Origin of the sequence: Streptomyces sp. NPDC000151 (genome assembly GCF_040301705.1) — a bacterium.
Classification (GTDB): Bacteria; Actinomycetota; Actinomycetes; order Streptomycetales; family Streptomycetaceae; genus Streptomyces.
The window spans coordinates 21,261-40,393 of the sequence record NZ_JBEPFC010000009.1; the positions used below are offsets into that span (position 1 = coordinate 21,261).

11 protein-coding genes and 1 pseudogene are annotated in these 19,133 nt (G+C 67.7%); 4 read left to right on the plus strand and 8 right to left on the minus strand.

The window, feature by feature from the left end; genetic code table 11:
• Positions 1 to 9 precede the first annotated feature (9 nt).
• The 4 genes from ABT381_RS05050 to ABT381_RS05065 are packed head-to-tail and all read right to left on the minus strand — an operon-like array spanning position 10 to position 3,851.
• The gene (locus ABT381_RS05050; RefSeq protein ID WP_351587831.1) at positions 10 to 564 is read right to left on the minus strand and encodes a carboxymuconolactone decarboxylase family protein; all 555 of its coding nucleotides are present in this window, start codon (positions 562 to 564) and stop codon (positions 10 to 12) included.
• On the minus strand, positions 561 to 1,100 hold the full coding sequence (locus ABT381_RS05055) for a hypothetical protein (protein WP_351587834.1): 540 nt from the start codon (positions 1,098 to 1,100) through the stop codon (positions 561 to 563). Before ABT381_RS05055 ends, ABT381_RS05050 begins: the two co-directional genes overlap by 4 nt.
• Complete coding sequence (locus ABT381_RS05060; protein WP_351587837.1) at positions 1,048 to 3,135, minus strand: beta-ketoacyl synthase N-terminal-like domain-containing protein; 2,088 nt, start codon at positions 3,133 to 3,135, stop codon at positions 1,048 to 1,050. Before ABT381_RS05060 ends, ABT381_RS05055 begins: the two co-directional genes overlap by 53 nt.
• Entirely contained in the window at positions 3,132 to 3,851 is a 720-nt protein-coding gene (locus ABT381_RS05065) for a 4'-phosphopantetheinyl transferase family protein (RefSeq protein ID WP_351587840.1), read from the minus strand. The genes ABT381_RS05060 and ABT381_RS05065 overlap by 4 nt, the downstream gene beginning before the upstream one ends.
• 701 nt (positions 3,852 to 4,552) lie before the next feature.
• Between ABT381_RS05065 and ABT381_RS05070 the strand changes: the two are divergent.
• Positions 4,553 to 5,073, plus strand: a pseudogene (locus tag ABT381_RS05070) (transposase); the annotation flags it as partial.
• A 410-nt stretch (positions 5,074 to 5,483) separates the two neighbouring features.
• Here the strand turns inward: ABT381_RS05070 and ABT381_RS05075 are convergent.
• Entirely contained in the window at positions 5,484 to 7,790 is a 2,307-nt protein-coding gene (locus ABT381_RS05075; protein WP_351587842.1) for an NACHT domain-containing protein, read from the minus strand.
• Positions 7,791 to 8,706: 916 nt separating this feature from the next.
• Between ABT381_RS05075 and ABT381_RS05080 the strand changes: the two genes are divergently transcribed.
• Together ABT381_RS05080 and ABT381_RS05085 are read left to right on the plus strand one after the other, a co-directional pair.
• Positions 8,707 to 9,117 (plus strand): hypothetical protein, encoded by a 411-nt coding sequence (locus tag ABT381_RS05080; protein ID WP_351587845.1) that lies wholly within the window; start codon positions 8,707 to 8,709, stop codon positions 9,115 to 9,117.
• 151 nt (positions 9,118 to 9,268) lie between these two features.
• Positions 9,269 to 10,150 (plus strand): recombinase zinc ribbon domain-containing protein, encoded by an 882-nt coding sequence (locus tag ABT381_RS05085; RefSeq protein WP_351587848.1) that lies wholly within the window; start codon positions 9,269 to 9,271, stop codon positions 10,148 to 10,150.
• 118 nt (positions 10,151 to 10,268) lie between these two features.
• On the opposite strand, the gene drmC is transcribed toward ABT381_RS05085, so the two are convergent.
• From drmC to drmA, 3 genes are read right to left on the minus strand one after another with little or no spacing between them, the layout of a single operon-like run.
• Positions 10,269 to 11,033: a DISARM system phospholipase D-like protein DrmC gene (drmC, locus tag ABT381_RS05090; RefSeq protein WP_351587851.1), complete on the minus strand. Its 765-nt coding sequence runs from the start codon at positions 11,031 to 11,033 to the stop codon at positions 10,269 to 10,271.
• On the minus strand, positions 11,030 to 12,922 hold the full coding sequence (drmB, locus tag ABT381_RS05095) for a DrmB family protein (RefSeq protein WP_351587854.1): 1,893 nt from the start codon (positions 12,920 to 12,922) through the stop codon (positions 11,030 to 11,032). The genes drmC and drmB overlap by 4 nt, the downstream gene beginning before the upstream one ends.
• Complete coding sequence (drmA, locus tag ABT381_RS05100) at positions 12,919 to 16,707, minus strand: DISARM system helicase DrmA (RefSeq protein WP_351587857.1); 3,789 nt, start codon at positions 16,705 to 16,707, stop codon at positions 12,919 to 12,921. Before drmA ends, drmB begins: the two co-directional genes overlap by 4 nt.
• A gap of 223 nt (positions 16,708 to 16,930) precedes the next feature.
• Between drmA and ABT381_RS05105 the strand changes: the two genes are divergently transcribed.
• Complete coding sequence (locus ABT381_RS05105) at positions 16,931 to 19,102, plus strand: UvrD-helicase domain-containing protein (RefSeq protein WP_351587860.1); 2,172 nt, start codon at positions 16,931 to 16,933, stop codon at positions 19,100 to 19,102.
• Positions 19,103 to 19,133 lie beyond the last annotated feature (31 nt).

Sequence of the window (19,133 nt, forward strand, 5' to 3'; positions counted from 1 at the left end):
TCTCGGTTCTCAGTGCTCTGCGTGCCACTCGAAAGCCTTGAAGGGCTCGTCGACCGGTGCGTCAGTCATGCGGTTGGCGTAGGTCGAGATGGTGTAGACGCCCAGCCCCAGCACGACCTCCAGCGCGTTCCGCTGGGTGTAGCCGGCGTCGAAGAATGCCTTCATGGTCTCGTCGGCCACATGTCCGTGGCCTTCCATCACCGCGAGGGTGAAGACCCGCATGGCCTCCAGCTTCGCGTCCTCCAGCGGCTTGCGGGCGCGCAGGGCCTCGATGAGGGACTGGTCGGCGTTGCTGCGCTTCAGCATCGCGCTGTGCATGGCCACGCAGTAGTGACACTCCACTGTGGTGGCCATCGTGAGGATGAAGACCTCGCGCTCGATGGGGCTCAAGGTGGTCTTGTTGAACAGCGCGTTACCGTTCATGAAGCCCTCGAGCAGCTCCGGCGACTCGGCCATCAATGCCACCGGCGCGGGCACAAAACCGAAGCCCTTGGCGGTGTTCTCCATGATGGGACGTGCGGCTTCGGGGGCCGACGAGACGTCGTGGCGGGTGAAAGCGGTCACGATGAGTTCCTCTCTGAACTGTGTGAGCCGAGCGACGGGACTGCCGTTCGGTGGTCTGAAGTGGCCCAGGCGTCGCGCACCGTCGTGATGAGTGCATCGAGCTGATCAGGGCGCAGAAGGGAATAGTGGTCACCTTCGAAGGTGTGGACGGCGACGTGCTCGGTGAAATGAGTGGCCCATGCCGAGGTCACAGCCTCGGAGGCGCCCTCGCTCGCGCGGATCAGCACGACCGGTGACCCGTAACTGCCCGGTTTGTGGTCGGCAAGGGCGCGGGCGTTGGTGACGAATCGGGAGAGCAGTCCGTCGATCGTCTCCTGATCGGTGTCGCCGTCCAGCAGTTCGCCGGCCCGCAGCCGTTCGACCAGGGCCTCGTCAGGATTGTCGACTTGTTCCAGGTCGTACCCGGCCAGTGGATCGGGCGCGCCGGCGATATGCGCGACGTCCCGGGCGAACCACTCGAGCAGCCGTGCGCGCGACGGGGCATCACCGTGATCGTCGGGGTGCTCCATCAGGTCGATGGCGACGACCGGGGCCACGGCGAGTCCATGCGCCGTCAACCGCTCGGCCCCGGCCGGCCAGCCGCTGCTGTGCTGCCGCGTAGTGTGCGACGACACGACCGCCTTCGTGTGCCGTGAGCGCATCGACGGCGACCGCACCGGCGATTTCGCCGAGCGAGTGCCCGACCACCACGGTGGGGTGTACTCCGCGGGCGGCCAGGCTACGGGTCAGCCCGACCTGGATCGCGTAGATCGCGGACTGGCACACGGCCACGCCGTACGGTTCGAGGTCGGCCCCAGAGGCGAGCAGTTCCGTAATGGAGGTCCCCAGCACCGGCGCCGCGCCGCGGTCGCACTCGGCGACCGCGGCGCGGAACACCGGGTCGGACCGGAGCAAGTCACGAGCCATTCCGGCCCATTGACCGCCGAAAGGTGAGAGCACGAACACCACGTCGCCGGTCTGCTGCATACCGTCGGACAGCGCGGACCGGTCGCCGTCCCGGACGGGTGAGGCGTCTGTGACAGCGGGCTCCCGCTGATAGGGGCCGACCACGACGTGCGCATTCGTACCGCCCCAGCCGAAGCTGCTGACCCCGCCCAGCACAGGCTCGCCGGACGGCAGGGACACCGAAGTGGACGGCACGGCCAGGTTCAGAGCATCGAGATCGATGTGAGAATTCACCTCACCGGCCAGGATGCACGGCGGGACGACGCCGTGGTGCATGACGAGAGCCGCCTTCACGAGCCCCGCAACGCCCGCGGCCCCCTCGAGGTGCCCGATGTTCGCCTTGAGCGTGCCGAGCTGGACGGGCTCCGCCGCTCCTTCCAGAGCGCCGGCCAGGGCAGCCGCCTCGATCGGGTCGCCCAGAGGCGTACCGGTGCCGTGTGTCTCGACGAATCGCACCTGTCCGGGGTCGGTCCGGCCCCGTGCATGCGCCTCCTGAATGACATCCTGTTGTGCGCGGGGGCTGGGCGCTGTCAGCCCATTGGTGTGCCCGTCGTTGTTGACCGCGCTTCCGTGCAGCAGGCACCAGATGTGGTCGCCGTCCCGCTCGGCATCGGCGAGCCGCTTCACGACCAGCGCTACGGCGCCCTCGCCACGGCCAAAGCCGTCCGCTCGGTTGGCAAAAGCCTTGCTGCGTCCGTCGGGCGCGAGTCCGCCGAAGGCGATGAGGTCGGCCGTGGTGGCTGCCGACTGAAGGAGGTTGACGCCTCCCACGATGGCAGCGTCGATTTCGCCCAGTCGCAGGGCCTGGGCGGCCAAGTGCACGGCCACCAGGGAGGACGAGCAGGCGGAATCCAAGGTGACCGACGGCCCATGCAGGTCGTAGAGGTAAGAGATCCGGTTCGCGACCATCGAGAGGCTCGAGCCGGTCGCCGTGTGCATGGTGTGCCGCCCCGGCCGGGATACCGCGCCGTGCTCGTTCCAGATGCTGCCGACGTAGACGCCCGTCGCGCTGCCGTGCAGGCCCGTACGGAGCAGCGAAGACGTCTCGATCGCCTCCCAGCAGACCTCGAGGAAGAGCCGCTGAACCGGATCGAGTGCCGATGCTTCGCGTGGGGTGAGATGGAAGAAGCAATGGTCGAACTCATCGAATTGCTGCCGCAGGTATCCGGCGTCGAGCGCCGGCGCCCGGCCGTCGGCGAAGCGCCCCTTCGGCGCCGGTCCGATTGCGTCCTGGCCGGCCAGGACCAGTTCCCACAGCTGCGAGACAGTGTCGGCGCCCGGCAGCCGCGCCGCCATGGAGACGATCGCCAGTGGCTCGGCTGGTTCCCCGCCGATGCGTCTTCGCCTTCCCGCTGCGGCATCGGCGGCCTTCTCCCTGGACACCGCAGCGGCTGCGAGCTTGTTCACGGTGGGGGCAGCCCACACCGTAGCGACGGCCAGGTCACGCCCGAGGCGCAGCCCCAGACGCCCGACCATGGCCGCGGCAGCCTGGGAGCTCATCCCAACCGAGGAAAAGGTCGCATTGCGGTCCAGTTCGTGGGCCGGTACGGCCAGTTCTTCAGCTACGTACGCCGCGATCCACTCGGCAACATCCGCTATCGTCCACGTTTCTTCCGTGCCCGTCATGCGCACCGCCCCATGCCGGCCGCCGTCTCCAGGACGACTGCGGTGAAGACCAGGGAATCCGTAACCAGCCAACGCCCGGTGACGTCGGCCGGCAGCCCCGGGGCCTGGCGGGTGCGGTGCAGGCGGGCGTCAAACCTGCCGCGCCAGGCACCCTCACCGAGCCGGCACAGCCCCCTCAGCTCGATCCGCAACTGCGCGAAGTCAAGGAGGCTCGCGCCCAGTCCGTAAAGGGCCTTGCACGCCGCTTCCTTGGCGGAAAAGGCAACCGTCTCCGGCCATAAACCGGGATCGGTCGGCCAACCACGTCGTTCTCCCGGCGTGGCGATGGCATTGACAAGCTCATCGGCGAGCGGACGGTGCGGTTCGGCGTCAATGCCCAGCGCGCGAACGTCACGGCGGGCAGCCACGGCGGCGGCACGGAACCCCGAACAGTGGGTGATCGAACCGGTGAACCCCTGGGGCCAGGCCGGTGCGCCACTGGACGTACGCACCAAGTCAGTGGATGGCGCCCCTACTGCGCTCAGCACCTTTCGCGCCAGCGCTCTGCCCGTCACGAACTCGGCGCGCCGTGCAGGCACCGCCCATCCGAGCGACTCCAACTCGCGATCAGTGGCCCCTGATGACACATCGCAGGTGGACTGAGCCACTTCGACACCGACCGGCACGATGTCCGCCATCAAGCCTTTGATGCCTGGATCCAGAAGTCGAGCAAGCACGTTGAAGACCCTCCCCCCGTATCCCCAAGAGGTCGTCAACCCGGTTGACGGTATCAGGCGAACCAGGGTGCTCAGCGGCATTATTGGCCCGGATTCACCCTGCCTTGAGGCGGAATCACCGCCTCCTCACGGCATCACCCACTGCGCGCCCACCACGCATATGCCCGTGACCTGCACCGCTCCGCACCCCACTCCCCCGCTTCACTGCACACGCACGTGATCTAAGTCACTCCAGCGGGCGGCGTCTCGGACAGTCAGCGCGCAGTCCCCTCGAATCTGCACCCCACCCAAGCACCGCCCGAGGCAGTCGGCGTTCAGAGCGCATCAAACCCTCTGCCGCCGCCGTCGACGTCAGGCGTTCCCGTCGGTCCCTTGATTCAGTGTCGAGCGTCCCTTCAGCACCGAAGGGACCATCCAGACCGGGCCATAGCACTGAGCGGCGGCGAGCAGAACGAGCAGACGTCCGCTCGCCAGGACCTCAGCCCGCAGGCCTCGACAAAGGGGGGTGTTGGTCATGAGCCGTCAAGAACAACGGGACAGACGCAGCGTGCCCGTCGGGCGGAGCATCACGGTGGGGCACGAGGGTCTCCTGCACTCGGGGAGATGTCGCAATCGCCACCGAAGTCAGAGGGTCTGAGGATGATCCTTTGGAGTGGACACCCTGATACTTGGATCTTGGTGGTCCAGGGAGGCATGTCCAGGTGGGACGCCAGTCTCCGTACCGGGAGGAGTTTCGGAAGGACGCCGTCGCGTTGTACCGCGCGTCCGACGGGAAGCGCACATATGCGGCGGTGGCCGCGGATCTCGGGATCACCGGGGAGACGCTGCGCACGTGGGTCCGCAAGGACACCGGCCGGTCCGCGCCTGAGCCATCGGGCGGCAGCACGCAGAGCCCGGCCGAGGAACTGGCCCGGCTGCGGGCCGAGAACCAGCGGCTGCGACACGCGGAGAAGGAGTGGCAGATGGAGCGCGAGATCCTGCGCCGGGCAGCCGACTATTTCGCCCGGGAGGTGAAGTGAGCTCCCGCCGCTGGGACTTCATCTCTGACAACTGCGCCGACATCGGTGTGAAGCGGATATGCCGGGCCCTGGGCGTTGCCCGTTCCGGCTGCTACCGGCACCAGGCCACCACGCAGGCCCGCGCCGAGCGCCAGGCCGAGCAGACCGCTGCGGTCGCCGAGACCCGGGAGATCCACGCCGCACACCACGGAGCCTATGGCGCCAGACCCAGCTGGAACTCTTCCGCTGGCTGGCCTACTACAACCGGCGTCAACGTCACTCCACCCTCGGCTATCTCACACCAGCCGAGTTCGAACAACAGTTGATCTCGTCACGTACGCTGTCACTCGTCGCATGAAACCCGGTGTCCACTCCCGAGGTTGAACCTCAGCCCAGCGGGCAATCAGTTCGCGCCACACGTTGCCCCCTTGTGTTTACATTCGTACGGATCATCGTATTCGGGACTGGAACCAATTCCCGAGTACGTCGTCGCCTGGCCGGTACCCCCAAGGCATCCGTCATTCGGGCGCCAGCCCTGCATGCGAGCTCGCTGAGCCTCCGGGCAGACGGGTGGACGGGTGGACGCATCGAGTTCAGCGTCAGGCCGCCCGGCGTTGGCTTCCGCTTCTGCAGGTCAGTTTCCGGCAGGGGCGGGGATGTTCGGGTGATCGGTGAGCCACTGCTGGAGTTCGCGGTGGCGGAACTGGTAGGCGGTGCCCGACAGACGCATCAGCCCGGCGGCACAGCACCAGTCGAGGAACGCACCCAGGCGCCACGGCAGCTTCCCCCGGGCACAGATCAGGAAGACCGCATATCGGCGCAGGGGGGCAGCCCTGACCATCGTGGCAGCCAGCCCGACGGCCAGTCCTATAGCCACACCGCTGAAGGGAGCCAGGCTGAAGGGGGCCAGATCGAGTGCAGCGATCTCGATCCCCCCGGAGAGGGCGATATCTTCAGGCCACCAACTGGGGAGAATCTCGCTCGCGTACCGACTGGGCGTGGCGGTGCCCTTGCGCCCTACGCCAGCGACGCTCAATAAGAGGGTCCCGACCAGTGCGCTCGAGAAGCCGCTCGCGACTCCGGCCAAGACGGCGCGCGGCAGGACCCTCCGCATGACGGTGCGCGGGGAGGCCGTCGCGGCGGGTTCACCGGACGCTCCGTCCACGAGTCCGCCGAGGACGCCGCCCACGACCCCGCCCACGCACCCGAGCACGAGGCCGACCAGCGGCATAACCAGCGGGCCCGGGACTTTGCCCAGGCCGAGAATGCCTAGCTCCAGTGTCACAATCGAGTCGAGAGGACCCTTCCCTAGCGCCAAAGCCACACCATTCATGGCGAGCCCGCCGCTGATCCCCCATAGGAGCCCCATCAGCAGCCTCCGCCCCAGCCCGGCCCAGAACCGGCGCAGGCCACTGCGGGACCTCAGCAGTCTCCACTCAAGGTGTCTTGGTACGGGCTGCCGGGCACGTACCGCGGCCAGACCCGCGAAGATACCGAACGCCAAGGCGACCACCAGAGCCGTGAGAATGACGAGTAGCAGGCAGACCAAAAGACCCCAAAAGGTGCTGGATGCATAGAAGTCGGTGAGGGACGGGTCGGTGGAAAGGAAAAGGAGCAGGAGCAGGAGCAGGGTGGAGATCCACGGCAGGAGTGCCGCAGTGGCGGTGAGCAGGCCGTCGGCCATGCGCACGCGGAGGCGTCCGGCCAGCGGCCAGAGTTCATGGAGAACCAGGTCGGTGCCCGGTCGGGCATCAGAGGGCTCGGGCTGGCCCGGCGCGTCGAGGTGGGTCGCGAGGCGGGCGAGCCATCGGTGGACGCGGGCGGTGTCATAGCGAGGGTGGGGGTACAGGGTGCTGGCGGCGGGGATGAAGCGGGCCAGCAGGTGCTCGTCAAGTTCCTCGGGGGTGGTGTGCCGCAGGAGTTCGGCGGGGTCACTGTCACGGGCGTACACGGTGGCCGCGAGGCACAGCCGCCACGGTGTCGACAGCGTGGTGGCCAGCGGACCGGTCGGGTCGTCGCGCAGTGCTGTCAGGACGGGTTCCCAGCGCGCGGGGGTGCCGGACCGGCTGAGCAGATAGGCGTGTGCGTCCAGAGCGGGGACGGCGTCGATGTCGACGCGCGCGGCGTCCAGCAACCGGGTGTGTGGCGCGAGGGCGTCGTAGTGGGCGGCGCGGCAGGTCAGTACGAGAGGGCCGGCATCGCGGCCCTCCTGATAGGCGTTGAGGGCGTCCAGCGCGGCCAGAGCGCGGGGAGCATCGGGAGAGGGAGTGCCGTCCGGCTGGGTGGGGTCCATCTCGTCGAGGCCGTCGAGCACGGGGAGCACCCGGTGGTGGCGGACGAGTGCGTCGGCCATCGCCGCGGGCCAGTCGTAGACGTCGACGAGCCGGCCAACGAGCAGTTCACGCACGGGGATGCTGGTGTCCCATTCGGCCAGGGACACCCGTACCGGCACCGGTTCGTCCTCGCCGCGCTCTTCGAGCAGGGCGAGCATCAGTTCCAGGGCCAGGACGGTCTTACCCGAGCCCGCGGCGCCGGTGACGACCAGGCGGCGTGGGCGGGTCTGCCGGTAGTAGGCAGCCACGTCCGGAACGGTGAGCGTGCCGTCGAACAGGCGCCCCGTGTCCGCGGGCACCGTCGCGGCACGGGCCGGGGCCGCCCGGACGGTGAAGGTGAGATTGATGCGCTGCGTGTCGTTGCCGAGGAGCTGCCGCCACTGTTGCTCCTCGGACTTCTTGATCTGCGTCGCCAGGGTGGCTGCCCAGTCGCGTGAGCGGTTCGCCAGGTCACCCTCCGGGGCCCGGCGCAGAGCCAGAACTGCGGCCAGCAGCCCCGCGACCGCGATCGGTAGCCCGAGTAGTGCGGCCGTGTCCGCGGGGTCCAGCTTCTCGGCACCCCACACCTGCCGCACCGCGTAGATGAGGCTGGCTCCCAGCAGCACCACAGCGCAGACGCCCAGCCGTATCCACCGACGCCGATGCCCGCCCCCCGATCCCCTCCCTTGCCATGGTTCACCCGTTCCCGGCAATCACCGCACCGTGCACGAGGCCGATTCTCTGGCAACGGGCTTTCAGAGATAAGTACATGACGGAACATTACGGCTGTGGAGACTCGGTGGTCCACCGTGGCAACACGGACCCAGGCCGCGGGCCTGCTCGCCCAGGCCGCCGAGGCCGTCCGGGCGGCGCCCCCACCACCGCATTGCCACTCGCCCTCGCCGCACGGAACACCAAGCAGACCGGCTACATCGCCAAGGAGGGGCACCCGAGCCTCGAAGTCAGAGACTTCACCACCGGCCGACTGCGCTACTCCTCCCCCAGCGGAAACATCGACAGCTCGGAACTATTGGCAGGCGGTGAGCTCCTGGTTCAATCGGCGAATCCCATCCCGATCCAACTCGAAATATCAGCATCAGGGATCGCGGCTTCAAGCTGACGAATGTGCTGGAGAATTCCCGCTGCAGGCGTGCGGACGGCCGTGATGAGATGAGATCGTCTCAACGAAAGGATGAGATGACCCGGACCACCCCGCCGCGGCCCCTGGACATTGAGCAGATCTTCCCCGAGCTGGCGGCCCACCGTGCGACCAGCACTCGCCTCCACCCTCGACCCGGGGCGCCGAAACCTCACGACAGCTCCGTCGGCGGGCCGCTGTTGTGGCCGGCGGACGAGCCAGCAAGGTACCGATCTGGTCCAGGTGTTGTGGTGCCCGTTTGATGGTCACGGTCGGCAGGGGACGGTCGCCGTCGACGTGCGGTGGCGCGACTCCTCACGGTGTGAGGAGTCGCGCCACCGCTCCCGGAAGTCGTCGGATTCGACGGCTACGTACCCGAGCCCTGCGTCATCGCCCCCGAGCAGGTCGTGGAGCACGAATACATCGAACTGCTCGACGTCGACCTGCAAGAGCGCATCGAGGAATGGGAGATGCGGCTTGAGGAGGAAGCCGAGAACGATGAGGAGGACTTCCTCAGCTACCAGGGCGACCTGTCCATCGCCCCAGGGTGGAAGGTCGGAGGCTTCGCGGCGTGGAATGTGACCGGCCCGGCCAAGATCACCTGCTCGTGCGGCAGTCACATGCGGCTCTTCCTCACCATCGCCACCTATGAATGGGGCGGCGTCGTCTCCAGCTGGACCCCGGTGGAGGATCCCCGGGCCCCCACCCCTCAGGACAACAAGCATCCGACGGAGGTCCGCCCTGGTAGGGACGGTGCGCTGAACATCTTCGCATGCGCGGCTGACCCCCGGCACGAACACCAAATCGTCCTGCAGTGACCTGACCGCCACTGCTTTCACCGGCGCCCAGCCTCGCCCGCCGGCATTGCCTTCCACCTACGGCACTCCGGGCACCGGGTCAGCTGGGAGACGCCGTTGCGGTTGCCGCCCGGCCGCGTTCGCGGAGGTCTTGCGCGCGCCGGGCCTGCCCATGACCGACGCGAGGCGGCGTTTGCCGACGGCAACGAACGCGGCGGGTTGTCTGATGCTGACGGGCCTGTTCGAGTGCGCGTGTACCGCAGCCCACCCTCGGCTGCACCGCACCAGCAATCCATACCTCTTCCGCGGCCTGATCACCCACGGGCTGTGCAACCGCCGGATGCAAGCTCAGTGGTCGCACGGCGACGCGTACTACCGCTGCCGGTTCTCCGAGGAGTACGCCCTGGCCAACCGCAAACAGCACCCCCGCAACGTCTATCTGCGCGAAAGCTGGATCACCCCGCCGCTCGACGACTGGCTGGGCAAGGTCTTCGCCCCGCACCGGCTGCACAACACCATCGATCTCATGACCGCCACAGAGGAACTGCCCGACCACGACGACACGGCCATCGCCGCGGCCCGCGTGACCGTCGCCGACTGCGAGGCCAAACCGGCCACCCGCCGCGCCGCACTCGAAGCCGGCGCCGACCCCGCCCTCGTCAGCCAATGGATCACCGAGACCCAGGCCAAACGCGCGGGCGCCGAAGCCGCACTCCGCACCACCACCGGCCGACCAGACACGCGCATGAGCCGAGACGAGATCACCCGGCTCGTACACGCGATCAGCGACCTCGTCGCCGTCGTACGCCAGGCCCGGACCGAAGACAAGGCCGAGATCTACCGGCAGCTGGGGCTTCGGCTCACCTACGACTCCGCACGGATGACGGTGCGGGCCGAGCTCACACCAGGCCCGCAGGGCCCACCCAGCCTCAAGAACGACAAATCCCCACGGTCTCAGAGAATCCGTGGGGAAATGGTCCGTGTCCGAGGACCGACACGCTCCATACACACATGCCGCTACTCAGCGATCGGCTCCAACTCCCCTGATCCGTAGCGTCGGTGTCCGGTGTCCGGCCTCAGCCGCCGACAAAGTCGATCGTGAGCTGACCAGCAGGTACCAAGGTGAACCGCCTCTGTGCCATCGACGCACCGAGTCATAAGCACTCACCCGCTCACAGCACGAGGGGCAGGAGTACGCCCAGGCGCTGCAGTTCCTCGATGTGCTCCGCCGCGCGTCGTGGTGCCTCGCCGCCTTTTATCAGCGCTCCGGCCTCGATATTGCGCCGGGCCGCCGACTCAGTCAGGTTGGCACTGCCCAGAAAGAGCAGGCGCCGGTCGGCTACCGCCAGTTTGGCGTGCTGGCGCGAGTGCGCGGCCGTGGCCGGATCACGTGCCCAGTGCCAAATACGCAGCCCCGGTACCGTGGCGAACGCATCGGCCGGTTCCCGGCCGGAGAGGAGACCGCCGGCCCCTGCCAGTGTCTCGACCACTATGTGGATCTCGACTCCTCTGGCCGCGGCCTCGGCCAGAGCCCGCGTCAGTGCCGGGTACGGGCGAGCTGCGTACGTCATGGCCAGGAGTTCCTCCCGCGCTTCGGCAATGACTTCGACGAGTACCTGAGCGGTCGCACGCACCGGAACGGCCGGCGTCGAGGGGCCGCTCCATACTGTACGAACCTGAACCCTGTCCCGCGCATGGAGCGTGGCAGCCACATAGCCACGGATGTAGGCGGCCGCCTCGGCGTTGGAGACCGACTCGGCCTCCAACGCGTCGTACAGCTTCGCCACCGCCTCGTTGACCCCTGGAGTCACCAGTTCGGTCAGCGCTCTTTCCCTCCGGTCCTCACGTACCAGCAGGCCGGCGAGGTCCTTGCTGCGGGAAAGGCCGAGGGCCACGACCGCGTCCTCGGCGGCGGCCTCGAACTTGGGCCTGCTCACGGCAGCAGACCAACCGGTGTCAGCACCTGCTCTTTATCTCCTGAGAGTGGCACGAGGAAGCGTCGGTCCAAGAACCGGTTACCGCGCTCGCACGTGGTTTCCGATACGAAGAGGCAGACATGGCAGGCCGCTCCGTGGAGGTAATCGGCCGGATCGTGCGGCAGACGCTCCGAGCACAGCGGGTCGGCCGAGCAGTGCGAGGCATCAGCCAGGGAACGGCGCAGGATGCGGTCGAATTCGCGCTCCTCGGCCAGGGACACGAGGCCCCCAAGGGTGCCCTCGGAGTCAGGTACAGCGGTGTAGATGAGGATGCCCGATTTCGGGTTCTGCTCGTCACCCGCGTAGACGCGTTCGGCGAGTGAGGCCGAGTTGTAGCCGCATTCCAGGGCGATCGTGCGGATGAGCAGGTGGGACAGTGTATGCAGGGCGATGTACCGTACTCCGGGCCAACCGTAGTAGGGGTCGAAGTCGCTCGTCTTGCGGTCCGACCTCCGGTTCACGCGGAAACGGCCGAAGGCCTGCCTGTGGGCCTCCATCTGCGGTGACTTTTCCACGCGGGCCACCCAGTCGGCCATGAGGTCGTCCCGTACGCGGAGGAAGATGCCCTCGCCTCGGACCTCGCTGGCCGGCACCCATGTCTGCGCACCGCGGGACAGATCCACCCTCGTGGCGATCTCCGGTGATTCGGGGTCGGGGGCGTCGAGCCGGGTGAAACCGATCAGGGCCCGGGCCTCGCGCAGCCGCTCGACCTGACGGATGTCGGAGAACAGTTCCCCGAGAGTGGACGGGACGGGGACCCTCCTCAGCGCGAAGTCGTCGCTGGGCGGTGGAACAGGGCCGGAGAGGGCGTCCCACTCGGGCCCGAAGAGGTCGGCCTGTACGTCGGGGGCGGAAGGTGCCGGTGCGCTCGTCCCCTCCTTCCGCGCCACGATGGCGGCGACAACCGCATCGGCGTCGAACCCCTTGAGGAAGCCGAACTTGGGGATGCTCGCCACGAAGTCGTACTGGTTTCTTTCCCCGATGACCTGCAGGTCAGGCCAGTGGTCGTCAAGGAGCTTGTCGATGTCACTGCTCTGGCCCTGCGGCAGGGCCAGAGCGCTGAGAGTGAGCGGAAACCACTGATTGGACGCACCGGCCACCATGAGGACCGGGTCCTGCTCACAGCCTCTCGCCGCATACGTGCCCAGATGCGGGTGGCGTCCGCGGCACCGGGGCAGATGACGGCGGCCTCGTTCACCCATCGCCTCGCGGATGTTGCGCTTCTCGCCGCACGCGACGCATTCGATGGTCACGTTGGCGGCCTGGTTGCCGCCGTGGTCCTTCATGCGCAGCTTGGGACGCTCCGCCCGGGAGCAGCTCTGTCCGTGGTGGACGTAGGGCGTGTACGGGAACTCGTCGAGATGTCCGGCGGTGCAGACAAGGGTGAAGCGAGCGGCCACGGCGAGTGGCTTCCCCTTCTTGCAGTCGTGGAGGAATTTGGCCTCGTGCGGTGTCCGCGGATTAGAATTGATGAAGGCGAACTCACCCGAGTCCACGGCGGCCAGCACATTGCAGGCAGTGCAACGCAGCCACTGGGGGAACGGCGTAACCGGCACTCCGATGCCCTGTGCGGCCCAGCCCTTGGGATCGGTGTCCCCGCCTTCCAGCCACGGTGCAGCGCGCAGCTGCTCGATCTGGCCGCGCCCGTAGCGTTGGAGTGATCGGTTGACGGCAGCGCGCAACCGGGGCTCGTCGATATCGTAGTCGGTGATGCCCGAATAGCTCCAGGACTCGAGCCCCTTGACGAGTACCGAGAAGTTCGGCAGGTCGACCAGGGAGCCGATGCCGGCGGTGAACATGAGGTGGCTGGGACGGACCGCGCCGACCCTGCGATTGCCGTTGACGCTCATCGCTGTCCCTTCCTTGCCGTGCCGGAGCTCGTGGGTCCGTACTCGTCACTGTCCACGGTGGCCGCCACGTCAGGATCGGTGCCGGAGTCGGAATCGGATGCGCCGAAGTGCCAGTCCGGCCCACCCCCCGACGAGGACTCCTCGAAAAAGGCTCCGCCACCGGGCAGCAGGAGGTTGATTTCGTTCTCCGTCTCACGCATCGACATGCCAACGGTCAGTTCTGTCCACTGGGACCCGTCCGCCCTGCGGAGAAGGCCGCTGACGACTGTCTTCTTGCGCTTCTCCTTCCGGTACCCGAGGGTCGCTGAGCTCTCCTCGCGCTTTCGCCGCCATTCGTCCTTGAGCCGATCCAGGCGCTCGCTCAGGTATTGGCGGGCCCGGTCACCCGGCGCCACCCGCTCGGCGCGCTCCAGGAGTCGGCGCTCGACGTCCTGGGCAAGCGGCCCGTCGAGGTCGACCCACGAGGCGTCCAGGTTGCGGGACGTTTCGTAGGCCGCCTGACGAAGGGCGGCGACATAGGTGGCGGCCACTCCTCTGTCGAGGGCACGACGGGTGAACGGGGTGACGGACAGCGCTTCGACCTGGCGGTAGAAGGTGGCGTGGTAGTGCTCGAAGTCCTCGTAGTGAGCGAGGTCGCGGGGCCGTGACCAGTTGTAGAGGGTGACGACGAGACCGGGCCGTGCGGCATCACGGCCCACGCGCGACGATGCCTGGATGTACTCGGCAGTGTTTTTGGGCTGGCCGACCACCAGCATCAGGCCGAACCGGGAGACGTCGACGCCCACCTGCAGCATGGAAGTGGCGAGGACGACGTCGACTGCCTGCTTCGCGGTCGGCGTCATGGTGGCGCGGGGCAGGCGCTTCTCCTTGTGGGCGACCGCATACTCGCGCAGAAAGGCACGCCGCCGGTCGGAGGTGTCGCGCTCGGGGTCGAACTCGACCTCCAGGCGCTTGAGGGCCGCACCGACGTCGGCCGAGGAGATGCGCGAAGTCAGTTCCTGGATGCTGAGCATGCCGGCGCGGCCCACGATGCGGTCGGCCAGTGTCTCCTGGCCTCTGCGACTGCCGTTGGAGCGCACTCGGGTGGTGATGTCGTCGTCCATGTACCGCCGCATGCCGGCGAGTTCACGGGTGGCATTGAAGTACCCGACCAGCGTCATGTAGGGATCGGCCGGCTTGCCGTAGTCGTCGAAGAGCTGCTGACCGGCCAGGAGCAGGATCTCGGCGACGCGGATCTCGGCTGCCTTGAGGCGGGTGCCGTGCGCGCACACACCCAGGTAGCGTCGGCCGGGATTCTCCCGGCTCAACTCGACCTGCCGGGAGAAGAAGGTGTCGCCGACGTCGAGCACCTGCGGCGGGAAGACGGCAACCTTGCGGCCGAAGACACCGAGCACCTGGTCGGCGGCCCGTTTGGTGGTCGCGGTGGAGGCGACGATCTTGGGCCCGACTTCGTGACGCTGTCCCTGGCCGTCGGTGAAGCTCCAGCTGCACAGCTGGTCGACGGCGGACTCGAAGAGGCCGACGATGGTGCCGAGCGCCCCGGATATCAGATGCAGCTCGTCCTGGATGATCAAATCCGGGGGACGGAGTCGGGTGACCGGCTGTGCGGTGACGCCGGGCAGGTCCCCCTTGGCGTGGTGGCGACTCCCGCATCCCGTCTTGGCGTCGAGGTCCTCGTGTCGATAGCCGTGCCGGGGGCAGAGCTCCGTGACCCGGCCGAACAGCAGCCCGGCATACCCGTTCCAGGGGAGCTGGGCGAACTTGTCCACCGTGGCGATCAGCAGCGCCGGGGCCAGCCGGTAGATCTCCTCGTCGACGGTGAGGACGGGGATGCCTTCACCGGGTGCTTCACGCCGTGAGAAGGGGCAACGGTCCGTACCCTCCCCTCGCGAACAGTACAAGATGACCCGGCGCCGCCCTTCGTCGTACTCCATGTGGGAACGGGCCGTCAGTCCACTGCCGCACCAGGGACAGGTGAGGACCTGAAGAACGCGTGCGTGCTTGTCACTCGCGCTCTCCCTGGCGTCAGCGATCTGTTCCTTGGCCTCCTCGAACCAGTTGGGCGAGACGGAGGTGCCCACCCAGAGACCGATACGGAAGGGAGTGGCGCCCCAACGGGCATCCCTCGCATACTCCTCACGACGCAGCACTTCGCAGGCGCTGACCAGGGCGGCGGCCCGCTGAAACTGCTGGGCGGTCAGCAGACGCAGGGTGTAGCGCATGAGGACACCGACACCCGCCTCACCGCTGCGCGCCTCTGCTCCCGAGCCGACGGTGCCCTGCAGCCGTCGCAGGGCGAAGGTATAGGCGGCGAGGCCGAGGTACGCCTCGGTCTTGCCACCGCCGGTCGGGAAGAACAGCAGGTCGACGAGTGCTTCGCGGCCGGTGCCGCGATGCGGGTGGCCCGCGCTGGACAAGGAGTCGAGGTTCAGCAGGACGAAGGCGAGCTGGAACGGCCGCCAGCTGGCCGCTTCCTTGCCCCTGGCGTACACCTTGTCGTACGCCTCCTGGTACGAGTCGCGCTCGTCCTCACGGCCTGCACGGGCAGCGGCGATGGCGGTATTGCGGCGTTGCAGTGCCATGGCGCGGTTGGCGAACCGGAACGCTTCCAGGGCGACGTCGTCGGCCACGAGCCGGTCGATGCCCAGCGTGATGCGATCGCAGATGTCCAGCGCCTGCTCGATGGCGGCATTCGCCGATTCACGCAGATCGTCCGGGAGCGAGCGGGCCTTCTGACGCTGCTGATCAAGCCAGGTGCTGTAGCCGTCGGCCAGCGGTGCCAGGGCGGCACTGAGTTCGTTCCTGCGGGCCGGTACCGCGAATGCGGCGAGTTCGTCCATGCCCAGTTCGAGCCCACGGAGCAGGGCCTGCTCATCGACGGTCGGTGCGGTGGTGGACCGTACGTCGTAGTCCGGAAGCCAGGTCGTGATGAGCCGGTGCGCGTTCCGCTCGCCGTCACGTACATGGGCGCGGACGGCGACGTTGCGGCCCTTGGCGTGGCTGAGGCTGTCCCGGTAGAGGAGCCGGAGGCGCCGGTCCTCGGCGTCCTCCGTCGCATTGCCGTGGTGTGCGGGATCGAGCGGGTCATCAACGGGGAGGAACACCGCGGCTTGGTCGTCGGGGAAGGCGGTGACCTCCACCTGGGTCTGGAACAGCCAGTGGGCGTCGCGGGCCTCACGGCTGTCCTGCTGGCGGTTCACCAGAGCAAGTTCGACGACGCGCAGGTCCTCGGTTCCGGCCCGGCGGATGTGCCGACGTATGCGCACCTCCAGGGAGACGGCGCCGCCTTCGAGTTCCACAGTCCGCTCGACTTCGCCGGTCACGTCGATGTCCACGGGGTGCTCGACCTGCTCACGCGACCAGACCCGGCGGGTCGTGCCCCGGTCCGTGGCTTCCTCGGACTGGGTGTAGCGGCCCCAGCGGACGTGGGCGCTCAGCGTGCCGACGGACGCGGGGACGGTGAACGATAACCCCATGGAGGAGGCCCAGATGTGACCGGCCGCCTGCGGGGTCAACCGGTCCTGAGGAGCGGCGTCATCACCCTCCTGTTCGTCGCCCGAGTCGCCGTCCGCGCTCTGGGCCGCCACGAGCGCAAGATCGTCTCCCGTGACGGCTTGGGGCTGCGGTCCGAGCATTCCGACCAGGTAGCGGTCGCGCGGCCCGGAGGAAGCGCTCGACAGGGTCTCGGTCTTACCGTCCCAGGGGCCCAGCAGATCGCGGCGGATATAAGTGACGAGCTTGTCCCGCACGGTGTACGAATCCCCGGCACGGAATGTCTGGGGCACGTCTTCGAGCGGATGCGGGACAGCGGCCTGGAAAGGCTGGGCCGGCATGGAGTGGGTCCTCTCGGACAGGTCCGGTGAAGCACGAACAGATATCGGTCGTAAGGCAGCACCTTAGAGCGTTGACAGAGTTCACACAATAACTTCGTCGGGCTCCATCGCTCTCGGCGGAGTACCTCTCTAGGCTTGGCCTCGACCTTCAGTCCCTCCGTCATCCGAGGACGCCATGCCCCGACTCGCCCTCTCCGACGACTTCGTCGCGGACCTCATCTCACTGCAGAGACCCGTGCAGAAGGACGTCAACGACGCGATCCGGATTTTCCGGAGCATGACCGTGCCCCAACTGCACGCCAACAAGGGCATGCACCTGGAAAAGCTCGAGCGAGCGCGTGATCCCCGGATTCGCACCATACGCATCACCAGGTTCTACCGAGGCGTCCTGCTGGCCCCAGATGACGGGAGTGACCTGTTCACCCTGCTCCGGGTCGCCCCGCACGACGAGGCAATCAACTGGGCCTGCAAGCGGGCCTACTCGGTCAACGGCGCCACCGCGGGGCTCGAGGTGCGCAATGCCGAGGCCCTCGAACAGATGGAAACTTACTTCGGGACCAAGGCGGTCACCACCCCGACCCGCCTCTTCGAGAAGTACTCCGACACCGTGCTGCGCGATCTCGGCATCGACGACCAAGTTCTACGCCTGGCCCGAGTCTGTGTGACGGCCGACGATCTGACGGTCATGGCACCGCCGATGATGCCCGCAGACCAGTACGAGGCGCTGTGGTTCCTGGCGGACGGCCACTCCCCCGAGGACGTATGGGAGCAACTGATCGCCCCGCGAGGGCAGTCGGTGCGCACTGCGGAGAACCGACCAACGGTCACTCTCAGCGAAGCGATCCTCAACACGCCCAATCGCATAGTGGAGGTGACAGGGCCCGGCGAGCTGGAGCGCATTCTCACCGAGGACTTCACCCGCTGGCGGATCTTCCTCCACCCCGCCCAGCGCCGGTACGCCTACCACCCCGGCTTCAACGGTCCCGCGCAGATCACCGGCGGCCCCGGGACCGGTAAGACGGTCGTCGCCCTGCACCGCGTCCGGCATTTACTGCGTACCGGTCGCGAGGGAGATCGCATCCTGCTGACCACCTTCACAAATGCCATGGCATCCGCCTTGCGGGACAGTCTGGCGCTCCTGCTCGGCGACGCCGACACCCATCTGCTGGACCGGGTCGACGTCACGACGGTGGACGCGCTGGCCTCCCGCGTCATTCGAGAAGCACGGGGGAAGTCGCCGAAACCACTGTCGGCCGCCGCGGAGAAGAGCGCCTGGAAGCGCGCCGCGGCTCGTGAGGAACTCCCGTGGACGGAGCAGTTCCTGTCCCAGGAGTTCCGCAAGGTCGTCCTGGCACAAGGGCTCCGCACGCCCGAGGAGTATCTGCGGTGCGTACGGCGGGGGCGCGGCACGCAGGTGGGGCGAGTGCAGAGAGCCCGATTGTGGCGCGTGATGGAAAGGTTCGCGGCAGACGTAATCTCGCGCGACTCGGCGACGTACACCCAGCTGTGCGACCAGGCAGCGAGCTTTCTAACGGCTGGCGCACCGCGCTACCGTCACGTCGTAGTGGATGAGGCTCAGGACCTCCACCCGGCCCAGTGGCGGGTGTTGCGCGCATGCGTGACTCCCCAGACCGACGACATGTTCCTCGTCGGCGACCCCCATCAACGCATCTACGACTCGCGCGTCTCACTGCGCTCACTCGGGATCAGCGTCCGAGGGCGTTCCTCCCAGCTGCGCCTCAACTACCGCAGCACAGAGGAGATCCTCCGCTGGTCCACGTCCCTGCTCGACGGCCGGCCCGTGGGACGGCTCGGTGAGGACGACGAGCAGGACGGCGGCCTGGACTCGCTGCGCGGCTACCGCTCCGAGCTGCACGGCCGCGTGCCGACAGCACACGGGTACGCCGGCCAGGAAGAGGAGCTGCGGGCGTTGGTCCAGCAGATCCGTACCTGGATCGACGAGGATGGCGTCAAGGCCTCCGAGGTGGCCGTGTGCGCCCGGTTCAACACGATGGTGGACGCGGTCATCACGCGTCTGCGGCGGGAGCGTGTACCGGCGGTCGCAGTCAAGGACGATCCGGGTCCGGATGTGTCCGGCGTGCGGGTGGCAACCATGCACGCCATGAAGGGGCTGGAATTCCGATGTGTGGCCGTCGTCGGGGTGACGTCGAGCGTGCTTCCGTTCGCCCCGCATGTGACACCGGCCGAAGTGGATCCCGTGCAGCACCAGTCGGATCTGCTGGCCGAGCACTGTCTCCTTTTCGTGGCATGCACGCGGGCCCGCGATGCGTTGACGCTCTCGTGGAACGGTGAGCGGAGCCGCATGCTGGACCCCGTCGCTGGCTGAGACGTAACTGGCCCGCTGCCCTGGCCCGGAC

Bases quoted from the DNA above. Each gene is read 5' to 3' on its own strand.
- ABT381_RS05060 (WP_351587837.1), bottom strand. From the start codon at position 3,135: ATGACGGGCACGGAAGAAACGTGGACGATAGCGGATGTTGCCGAGTGG.
- ABT381_RS05085 (WP_351587848.1), top strand. From the start codon at position 9,269: ATGACCGACGCGAGGCGGCGTTTGCCGACGGCAACGAACGCGGCGGGT.
- drmB (WP_351587854.1), bottom strand. From the start codon at position 12,922: ATGAGCGTCAACGGCAATCGCAGGGTCGGCGCGGTCCGTCCCAGCCAC.
- ABT381_RS05105 (WP_351587860.1), top strand. From the start codon at position 16,931: ATGCCCCGACTCGCCCTCTCCGACGACTTCGTCGCGGACCTCATCTCA.